This window comes from Micromonospora sp. RV43 (assembly GCF_001029515.1).
GTDB classification, from domain to species: Bacteria; Actinomycetota; Actinomycetes; order Mycobacteriales; family Micromonosporaceae; genus Micromonospora; species Micromonospora aurantiaca.
Window position 1 is genome coordinate 22,307 of record NZ_LEKG01000079.1, and the last position, 10,056, is coordinate 32,362.

The 10,056-nt window shown below is 70.7% G+C and carries 8 protein-coding genes and 1 rRNA gene; 4 read left to right on the forward strand and 5 right to left on the reverse strand.

Annotation, left to right across the window (positions count from 1 at the left end; genetic code table 11):
- Positions 1-3 precede the first annotated feature (3 nt).
- Positions 4-2,049 carry a hypothetical protein gene (locus tag ABD52_RS19600; protein ID WP_235437504.1) on the reverse strand — a complete coding sequence of 682 codons (2,046 nt, stop codon included), beginning with the start codon at positions 2,047-2,049 and terminating at the stop codon, positions 4-6.
- 311 nt (positions 2,050-2,360) lie between these two features.
- Between ABD52_RS19600 and ABD52_RS19605 the strand changes: the two genes are divergently transcribed.
- The gene (locus ABD52_RS19605) at positions 2,361-3,902 is read left to right on the forward strand and encodes a non-reducing end alpha-L-arabinofuranosidase family hydrolase (protein WP_047892752.1); all 1,542 of its coding nucleotides are present in this window, start codon (positions 2,361-2,363) and stop codon (positions 3,900-3,902) included.
- 183 nt (positions 3,903-4,085) lie between these two features.
- Positions 4,086-4,379 (forward strand): DUF4287 domain-containing protein, encoded by a 294-nt coding sequence (locus tag ABD52_RS19610; protein WP_047892753.1) that lies wholly within the window; start codon positions 4,086-4,088, stop codon positions 4,377-4,379.
- Positions 4,380-4,524: 145 nt separating this feature from the next.
- Here the strand turns inward: ABD52_RS19610 and ABD52_RS19615 are convergent, their stop codons facing one another.
- The 4 genes from ABD52_RS19615 to ABD52_RS19630 all read right to left on the reverse strand — a co-directional run bounded on the left by ABD52_RS19615 (position 4,525) and on the right by ABD52_RS19630 (position 8,877).
- Positions 4,525-5,046: an alpha/beta hydrolase gene (locus tag ABD52_RS19615; RefSeq protein WP_047892754.1), complete on the reverse strand. Its 522-nt coding sequence runs from the start codon at positions 5,044-5,046 to the stop codon at positions 4,525-4,527.
- A gap of 70 nt (positions 5,047-5,116) precedes the next feature.
- Positions 5,117-6,835, reverse strand: a complete 1,719-nt coding sequence (argS, locus tag ABD52_RS19620; protein WP_047892755.1) for an arginine--tRNA ligase — start codon at positions 6,833-6,835, stop codon at positions 5,117-5,119.
- A gap of 269 nt (positions 6,836-7,104) precedes the next feature.
- On the reverse strand, positions 7,105-8,163 hold the full coding sequence (trpS, locus tag ABD52_RS19625; protein ID WP_047892756.1) for a tryptophan--tRNA ligase: 1,059 nt from the start codon (positions 8,161-8,163) through the stop codon (positions 7,105-7,107).
- Positions 8,164-8,433: 270 nt separating this feature from the next.
- Positions 8,434-8,877, reverse strand: a complete 444-nt coding sequence (locus ABD52_RS19630; protein ID WP_047892757.1) for a PRC-barrel domain-containing protein — start codon at positions 8,875-8,877, stop codon at positions 8,434-8,436.
- A 121-nt stretch (positions 8,878-8,998) separates the two neighbouring features.
- Between ABD52_RS19630 and ABD52_RS19635 the strand changes: the two genes are divergently transcribed.
- Positions 8,999-9,280, forward strand: a complete 282-nt coding sequence (locus ABD52_RS19635; RefSeq protein ID WP_047892758.1) for an SCO4848 family membrane protein — start codon at positions 8,999-9,001, stop codon at positions 9,278-9,280.
- Between the two features lie 708 nt (positions 9,281-9,988).
- Positions 9,989-10,056, forward strand: a 16S ribosomal RNA gene (locus tag ABD52_RS19640); the annotation flags it as partial.

Here is a 10,056-nt window from a genome sequence, read left to right on the forward strand (position 1 = left end):
CCTCTACAGCGGCAGTTCGAACAGGGATTGCAGCCCTCGGTACGTCATCTCGTGCGAGGTGACGAAGAATCCGGGGAACAACTGGCTGAGGGCGGCCTGACGGAGGACCGTCTCGCGTACGGCGTGCGTGGTCAGCTCTTCGAGGCCGGCGACGACCTCCGCCGGGACGCCGCCCTTCGCGGCTCGCTGGTACGCCTCCGCGATCGCCTCCCAGCGACCGTCGAACGTCTCCCCGAGGTCGTCGGCGACGGTTCCCCAGGTCTTCTCGAAGCGCTCCAGCTTCGTCGAGGACGTCCAGTCGACGTTCGTGACGCGGGCCGCCTCGGGGTCGACGAGCAGCAGGTCGGAGCGGAGGTCACCGACCGTGGTGGACGCCTTCCACCGGAACCGTTCGGCGAGGTGGGTGGCGAGCGCCTTCTCCGCGCCGGTCGCGGCCGGGTTGCCGGTGAACCCGACGAGCCGCAGCAGCAGATCCCGGTCCGGGTGGCCGAGCAGCATCTGCGCGACCGTCTGGCGCAGCACCGCCTCGGAGCCGCGCAGCGCGGGCGCCAGCTCAGGGTGGGCCGCGCGGACCGCCTCGACCACTGTCGCCAGCGACTTCTCCGCGAACGGCTCCAGGCCGGGCGACCGGCCGACGAGCTGCGTGACCTCGGCCGCCATCCGCCGGTGCACCTGCTGGCCGAGCCGCCACGGTTGCGCCTGCCCGGCCTTGCGCAGCGCGCGGAACTCCTCGTACGCGACGGTCTGGAGTGCCCTGTTGAACGCGGTGGTCAGCCGCTGCTCCAGTTGCCGGGCGATGGCGGCGCGTACGGCGGCGGCCCGGATGTCCCGGGGTGTCTTCGGCGGTTTCAGCTCGCGCAGGTCCTCGACCCGCTTGATGATCTCGTCGAGCGCCTCGGTCAGCTCGGCGCGGGTCGCGGCGCGGCCGGCCGACGAAACCGTCTCCGACATGCTCGCCATCAGCACGGGCCGGCCGTCGAGGCTCACCAGCGCGCCGAGCCGGGTGCCCGCACCGGCGCCGGCGAACGCCTCGGCGTGCGCCGCCTGGTTGAACACGGTCAGTGTGAGTTCGGCGTCGACGAGCAGCGCCCGGCCCTGCCGGAACAGCGCGTCGAGCACCTTCGGGGGGAAGAGCGTCCGCAGCATCGCGAGGCCCACCTGAGGCGTGGCGACGATCGCCGCCCGGCCGATCGCCACCAGCAGCGCGGCCGTCTGCGCGGTCAGCAGGCGCGCCTCCCGGGCGCCCGCGAGCAGCAGCGGTACATACCGGACGGCGGCGCGCACCGCGACGCCGCCGAGCAGCCGGGCGAGCTGCACCAGACCGGTGAGCACCTGGTAGAGGTCGCCGGCGACGCGGCCGAGCAGGCGGCCGGCGGCGAACGGGTCGAGGTCGTCCAGGTGCCTGGCGAACTGGGCGGCCCAGCCGCGCCACAGCGCCAGCAGCCGTTCCGGAACCGTCGTCGGGTCCAGCGCGGCGACGATGCCGGCCAGCGCCTGGCGTACGACTGTGGCCTGGTCGGCGAGGCGCTGCACACCGGCGCGCGGGTCGACTGTGAGCACGATGAGCGTGATGAACTGCTCCTGCTGGAGACGGCCGATCAACTGCACGAGCTTGCCGAGGTCGACCACCACCGTCGCGACGGACTCCCCGACGCCGACGGCGAAGCCGTCCAGGAACAGCTTCGGGTTGATCCCGTTCCAGGCCGCGTAGTGCCGCATCGCGTCGAGCAGCGCGGGGTCGAGGCCGAGCAGGTAGCGACGGAACGTGCCGTCGGAGTCGACGTCGGAGGCGGTCAGGTCGAAGAACGCCTCGGCCAGCCGGAGCTTCGCGAGCATCGAGACCAGGTCCCAGACGTTGTCCGGGGTGATGCGGCCGGTCATCGCGGCCAGCACCCGCTCGCGGGTCATCGACCGCGTGGCGTGTGCGTCCATCCAGTACTTGACCGTCAGCGCGACGAACTCCACCCGTGGATCCTGGGTGCGTGCGCCGAAGACCGCGGCCCGGTCCTCGGCGGACACCCGCGGCACGCTGAACCAGTCCCGGATCATGACGGATTCGTTCGCCGGCTGTCCCAACTCCCCCACCACCCCTCCAGCCGTGTGCACTGTCGGGCCGCGCTGAGGGCGGCGGTAGTGCTGGGTCGAGAAGCTGACATGGCCCCACGGCGTCACGCGCCCGTCGTCCATCGACTGTTACGACTTGACGAACGACGTGTTATCGCTCACAGTCGATGGCGCAGGGCGGCGCCTTCGGCGGCTCACCGGGCGGGCGCGGATGGCCACGTGGCAGGCCGGGTGTGGGATCAGTGCGCTTCGACGAATTGTTAGCGCTCACAACGTGTCTGATCTGAAGGAGGAACATGTTCGCTTTCGGTAGGTCCCCATCGACTGTGTCGCCGCCACGACGGCGCGGATGGCTGCCGCGCGTCGTCGCGACGGGTGCGGCCGCGGTACTCGTCGGCGCCGGCGCCGTGGCGGTCGTGTCCGCGCCCGCCGCCGCCGCGAGCGTCGACACGAACGCCTGGTACGTCCTTGTGAACCGCAACAGCGGCAAGGCGCTCGACGTCTACAACCTGGCCACCAACGACGGCGCGCGGATCGTGCAGTGGTCGCGCAACAACGGCAACCAGCAGCAGTGGCAGTTCGTCGACTCCGGCGGCGGCTACTACCGGCTGAAGTCCCGGCTGTCCGGCAAGGTGCTCGACGTCTACAACTGGTCGACAGCAAACGGCGGCAGCATCGTGCAGTGGTCCGACCTCAACGGGACCAACCAGCAGTTCCGGCTGGCCGACTCCGACAGCGGCTACGTCCGGCTGATCAGCCGCCACAGCAACAAGGTGGTGGAGGTGCAGGGCGCCTCGACCGCCGACGGCGGAAACACCGTGCAGTACGACGACTGGAACGGCGCCAACCAGCAGTGGCAGCTCGTACGGGTGGACGGTGGCGGCGGCAACCCCACCACGCCGCCTCCGACGACGCCGCCTCCGGGTGGCACGTGCAACCTGCCGTCGTCGTACCGGTGGTCCTCGACGGGCGCGTTGGCGCAGCCGCGCTCGGGCTGGGTGTCGTTGAAGGACTTCACTGTGGTGCCGTACAACGGGCAGCATCTGGTGTACGCGACGACGCACGACACCGGCTCGTCGTGGGGGTCGATGAACTTCGGTCTGTTCTCGAACTGGTCGCAGATGGCCTCGGCCAGCCAGAACGCGATGTCGTCGGGGACTGTGGCGCCCACCCTGTTCTACTTCGCGCCGCGCAACATCTGGGTGCTGGCCTACCAGTGGGGACCGACCGCGTTCTCCTACCGCACCTCGAACGACCCGACGAACCCGAACGGGTGGTCGTCGGCGCAGCCGCTGTTCACCGGCAGCATCTCCGGTTCCGGCACCGGCCCGATCGACCAGACCCTGATCGCCGACGACCAGAACATGTACCTGTTCTTCGCCGGTGACAACGGCAAGATCTACCGCTCCAGCATGCCCCTGGGCAACTTCCCCGGCAGCTTCGGCTCCACCTACACCACCATCATGTCGGACTCGACGAACAACCTGTTCGAAGCCGTACAGGTCTACAAACTCCAGGGCCAGACCCGCTACCTGATGATCGTCGAGGCGATCGGCTCCCAGGGTCGCTACTTCCGCTCCTTCACCGCCACCAGCCTCAACGGATCCTGGACGCCGCAGGCGGCCACCGAGTCCAACCCGTTCGCCGGCAAGGCCAACAGCGGCGCCACCTGGACCAACGACATCAGCCACGGCGAACTCATCCGCACCACCGCCGACCAGACCTTCACCGTCGACCCCTGCAACCTCCAGCTGCTCTACCAAGGCCGCTCCCCCAACTCCGGCGGCGACTACGGCCTCCTGCCCTACCGACCCGGACTACTCACCCTCCAGCGCTGAGCGCGTACCCCGAGATCCGGAGAGCCCGGCCCCGTGACCACGCGGGCCGGGCTCTCCGGCCTCTCGCCCGACGGCGATCGTTGCCCTGGAGGCAACGACGGTGGCCCGGTCAGTCGTTGATCGGCACCGTCCCGCCCGGGAGTGTGGAGGTCGTCACCACCTCCCGAGCGAAGGGTTGGGCAGATGTCCTTCCAGGCGTACATCGACGCGATCGAGGACAAGACCGGCAAGACCCCGCGCGTCCTGGTCGACGAGGCCAAGGAGCGCGGCTACGACGCGGCCGACGTCAAGGCGGGCGTGATCGTGGCCTGGCTGAAGGACGAGTACGGCCTCGGCCGGGGACACGCGATGGCTCTGATCCACGTGATCAAGAACGGGCCGAGGATCAGCGCCAAGCACGTCGGCTCCACCGGCTCCCACCGCGACGACAGCGACACGCTGTGGCTGGACGGCAAGGCCGCCCGAGCCTCCGCGTAGCGGCTGTGGACAGCGACGCCTATCGTTCGCCCCATGGGAGCGATCAAGCCGTGGCACCTGTTCGTCCTGACGCTCTGCTGCCTGCTGCCGCTCATCGCGGCAGTGGTGGCGGTGGTGTGGACGCGGCGGAGTCGCCGCTGACCCGTCAGCGGCCGGCGGCGAACTCCTCCACCGCCGTGCAGACCCGCCCGAGCGCCTCGGCCGAGGCCGCCAGCGGCCCGGGCACCATCATCGAGTGGTCGGCGTCGGCGACCTCCACCACGTACGGGGTCAGCCGGCGCGCCACCGCACCGTCCCAGAACCGGTCGCCGGTGCCGCCGGCCAGCAGGAACGGTGCGGTGGCCCGGCCCAGCGGCTCCCGTACCGCGGGGTCGGTCAGCAGCGGCGTCAGCCACACCGCCGGGATGCCCCGGTCGGCGGCGAGCGGCGCGGCGAAACTGCCGAGCGACTTGCCCACGAGCAGATCCACCCCGGCGTCGAGAACCCGATCCAGCTGCTCGGCGACCCACTCCGGCGCGCTGTCGAGCCGCAGCTCGCCCAGCGACCGCCAGGTCACCTCGTGCACCTCGAAACCGAGCCGGCGCAGCGCCTCCCCGATGTAGACGAAGAGCGGTCCCCGGGTGTCGTAGCCCTGTCCCGGTGCGAGTACCGCGCGCCGATCCGCCATGGTCGCCTCCCTTGCGTTCGATCGATGCGTCACGCTAGCCGCTGCATGGATTGCCGGTGACCCCTCGGCCTCACAGCCGTTCCGGGGTACGGATGCCGAGCAGGTCCAGGCCCTGCCGCAGCACCCGCCCGGTCAGGTCGCACAACACGAGCCGGCTCTCCCGCACCGGCCCCCCGGCCCGCAGCACCGGGCAGCGCTCGTAGAACGCGCTGAACGCGACCGCCAGCCGGTGCAGGTAGGCGGTCAGCCGGTGGAACTCCAACCCGCCCGCCACCTCCTCGACCACCGCGGCGAAGCCGACCAGCTCCATGGCGAGCGCCCGCTCGGCCGGCTCGGCGAGCGAGACCTCCGCGTCCGGCCGCGCCGCCGCGCCGGCCCGCCGGAAGATCGACCGGACCCGGGAGTACGCGTACTGGAGGTACGGCGCGGTGTTCCCGTCCAGCGACAGCATCCGCTCCCAGTCCAGCACGTAGTCCTTGTGCCGGTCCCCGGACAGGTCGGCGTACTTGATCGCGCCGACGCCCACCGCGCGCCCCACCTCGGCGGCCTCCGACTCGCCCAGCTCCGGATTGCGCTCCCGGGCCAGCGCGGTGGCCCGCTGGACCGCCTCGGTGAGCAGCCCGGCCAGCTTCACCGACCCGCCGGCCCGGCTGCGCAGCATCCGCCCGTCCGGGCCGAGGATCGAGCCGAACCCGACGTGCTCGGCCCGCGCCGGTGCGGTGAGCCAGCCGGCCTGCGCGGCGACCGCGAACACCATCTCGAAGTGCCGCCGCTGCGGAAGCCCGACCACGTAGAGCAGCCGGGTCGCGCCGAGCGCGCCGGTCCGGTGCCGCAGCGCGGCCAGATCCGTGGCCGGGTAGCCGTACCCGCCGTCGGACTTGCGCACGATCAGCGGCAACGGCTCGCCGTCACGGCCCACCGATCCGGGCGGGAACACGCAGTCCGCGCCGTCGCTGCGCCGCAGCAGCCCGAGCCGGTCCAGCTCCTCGACAGTCGGCGCGAGCTGGTCGTGGTAGCTGCTCTCGCCCCGGAAGTCGTCGCCGGTCAGGGTCACGTCGAGCAGGTCGTACACGGTCAGGAAGTAGCCCTCCGACTGCGTCACCAGCAACCGCCACAGCCGCAGCGTCGCCGGGTCACCGCCCTGCAACGCCACCACCCGCTGCCGCGACCGCTCCCGGAACGCCTCGTCGTCGTCGAACTTCGCCCGCGCCGCCTTGTAGAACCCGTCCAGGTCACCCATTGACAGCTCCTGCGCCGCACCGGCCTCGCCCAGGTCGAGCAGGTGCTCGATCAGCATGCCGAACGGTGTGCCCCAGTCACCGAGGTGGTTGGCGCGCAGCACCCGGTGCCCGAGCCACTCCAGCGTCCGCGCCGCCGCGTCCCCGATCACAGTCGACCGCAGGTGCCCGACGTGCATCTCCTTCGCCACGTTCGGCCCCGAGTAGTCGACCACCACCGTCTCCGGCTCGGCCACCACTGGCACGCCGAGCCGCGGGTCGGCGGCCAGCGCGGACACCAGCCCGCCGAGCGCGTGCCCGGCCACCGTCAGGTTCAGGAAACCCGGGCCGGACACCTCGACCGCCGCGCAGACGTCGGCCAGCGCGGCGCGCTCCCGTACCTCCGCGGCGATCTCCCGCGGCGGCCGGCCGAGCCGCCGGGCCAGGCCCAACGCCGCGTCGGACTGGAAGTCCGCGTGCTGCGAGCGCCGCACGGCCGGGTCCACCGGCACGCCGGCCACCGCCGCGAACGCCGGCGCCAGCCGGTCGGTGAGCAACCTTTCAAGATCCATGAGTACGCCGATCTCGCTGTGGATCCGCCGCGGATCACCTGACGGGAACGCGACGGCGGAGCGAGGACGATCGATGACGACCGGCGGCTCGATCCGCCGGTCGCAGGAGGGGAAGGCTCAGCGCAGGCGGTCGCGGGACCGCCGGCGTCGCAGCGCGCCGAGCCGGACGTCGGAGGACGTCATCGGGTACGCGTGCGAGCTGGCCACGTCGGCAGCGTAACCGGCCGGTCCGGGGTCGGCGCAAGCGCGTACCCCGGACCGGCTCGTGGTCAGGCCGAGGTGGCGACGGCCTTGCGGTAGCGCTCGGCCCGGCGCCGCACCTGGGTGTACGCGCTGCTCAGGCCCATCGCCCGGCGGACCTCGACGAGCGTGCGGCGCACCTGCTCGCGGGTCCGCTCGGTGCCGGTGACGATCAGCTCGTCGACCAGGCCGGGCTGCGCCTCGAAGCGGACCCGGCGCTCCCGGATCGGGTCCAGGAACCGGTTGAGCGCCGTCGCCAGCGCCTCCTTGACCTCCACGTCACCGACCCGGCCGGCCCGGTAGCGGGCCTTGAGGTCGGCCACCTGCTCCCGGTCCGGATTGAAGATGTCGTGGTACTCGAAGACCGGGTTCCCCTCGACGGTGCCGGGCACGTCGGCGCGGACCCGATTCGGGTCGGTGTACATCCCCATCACCTTGCGGCGCACCGTCGCCGCGTCGTCGGAGAGCGCGATCGCGTTCCCCTTGCTCTTGCTCATCTTCCCGGCGCCGTCCGTCCCGACCAGCGTGGGCGTCTCCGACATGAGCATGTCGGGCACCGGGAAGACCTCGCCGTAGAGGTGGTTGAACCGGCGGGCGATCTCCCGGGTCACCTCGACGTGCGCGGCGTTGTCCTTTCCGACCGGCACGACCTGGCCCTTGACGCAGAGGATGTCGGCGGCCTGGAGCACCGGGTAGCCGAGCAGGCCGTACGGCATCTCGTCCTTGCCGGCGTCCCGGGTCATCTCCTTCAACGACGGCACCCGTTCCAGCCGGGGCACAGTGATGAGGTTCTGGAACAGCGTGTTCAGGTCGCCGACCTCGGGGATCGCGGACTGGAGGTAGAACGTCGCCCGTTCCGGCTCCACCCCGGCGGCGAGGATGTCGGTGACCATCTCGCGGGCGTTGTGGGCGACCTGCTCGATGTCCGCGCGGCTGTTGCGGGTGGTGAGCATGTGCAGGTCGGCGATGATGAAGAAGCTCTCGTAGCGCTGGTGCAGCCGCACCCGGTTGGCGATGCTGCCCACGTAGTGGCCGAGGTGCAGCCGCCCGGTCGGGCGGTCACCGGTGAGCATGCGTGCAGAGGACATGGTCGTACGCCTTTCGTGCCGTTCGCTGGCGGGGAGACGCGACCCGGGTGTCACCCAGGTCGGTGGAGCGGGCTCGTCAGAACGAGCGCCGCCATCGCCCGCCGGCGCGGAAACGGAGTCCGCCGGCACGGAGTACGTCGAGGATCTGCTCCCGGCCGTCGACAGCGTGGCCCGGGAGACCGCTGCGGGTCTCCGGGAGGCAGCTGCGCGGCCGGACCATGACTGACACGGTAACCGCTCACCGGCCTGCTCCGCTGCCTCCTGCCGCGCTTACTGCTGTCGATAGCTCTCCGTGTAGTAGCTGCCGACCCGATCCCGGTACTCGGGGTGGGCGAAGTGGTCCCTGTCGAACGCCGGCGACTCCTTCACCTGCTCCCGGGTGCGGTCCACGTGCACGACGCGGTCCAGGTGGTCGACCTGCGCCACCGTGCCGGCCGGCAGCAGCACCTTCTTGCCGAAGATCCACGGACCGGTGTCCACCACCAGGTACCGCGCGTCCGCATCCTCGTTCGCCTCGTCGATGGAGCCGATCCGCCCGTCCGTCGCCTCGACCCGGTAGCCGGTGAGGTCGATCGGCGTACCCGGGCCGGGGGCGTCCAGGCCGTCGTCCGCCTCGCCGGCGCGCTGTACCGGCACGTCTCCGGGCCGGGTCTGGTCGTACCCTCCGGCCAGGGCGGACGGATCCCGCCAGGTCCACGGGTTGAACGGCTGCATCGGTGGCACCTCCGTCGAATCGGCTCGACAGAACAGTGCCCCGGCGGCGGGAACGGAAACGCCTGCTGCGCCCACCGCTGGCCTGACCTGGGCGGACGGCGCGCTGGCATACTGGCCGACCATGGTCCTGTCACGTGGTTGGTCGCTGTTCCTGGTCGCCGTCGGCGTCTGGACGTGGGCGATCTGGCCGAGGTTCGCGGTCGCCATCTGGAACGACGAGCGCGCCTGGTCGGCCGGCGTCGTCGGCGAGGGCAGCCCGACCGGCTTCCTGTGGGTGCACGCCCTGCTGATCGCCGCCTCCCTGGCCATCGGCACGACTGTGGGAGTCCTGGGCATCCGCGCCTACCGGGCCGCCCGCCGCCCGTCTCCCTCCTCGCCCTCCGCCCCGCGCTCGCCCCGGTGATCAAGGAGTTTGTGTCCGCTGGGGACGCCGTTCGTGACGCGAACTCCTTGATCGCGGGCGCTTGTGGACGGGTGTGACGCGCGCCGCTACCCCTCGATTTGACGTTCAAACCCGCAGACGCGTAACTTTCTCTCTGCCAGCGCGGAACGGGGCAAACGGGACGAAAGCCCGGGAGCACCGAACAGGGCTGGCACCGGGTCCGACCGAGGCTTTCGGCCTTGCGAGGACGCGGTCCGGGCGAGGCCCGCCGAAACGCCGCAGGGCGGATTTGGCGGAGCGGAACCGACCGGGTAAGGTTGTCGACCGGCAGGGCACCGGGCGAGCTTGCGGGAAACCGCAGCGGCCGGCCTGCCAAATCCGATGATCATCGCAGCAGGTGACTGCTGCGCGTGCTCAGCGGTGCCAACCCGTACGAAGCCTGACAGACCGGGACACACGGTTTGACACGGCAGAGACGGTGAGGTAACGTAGTAAAAGTGCCCGGCGCGAGAGCGGCGGGTGGTTGAACGAAATGCCCCGGCTGGGGGTTCCGCTGGTGGCGGTGCTTCTGGTTGGTGTGTGGTTGTTCTTTGAGAACTCAACAGGGTGCTTGTAAAGCCAGTGCCAATTGTTTTATACCCCGTACTGGTGGCCGTTCTTTGGGATGGTTGCTGGTTGGGATTCCTTTGGCAACACTTTTGTTGCCAGGTTATGCTGTTCGACAAGTTTTTGTTGGAGAGTTTGATCCTGGCTCAGGACGAACGCTGGCGGCGTGCTTAACACATGCAAGTCGAGCG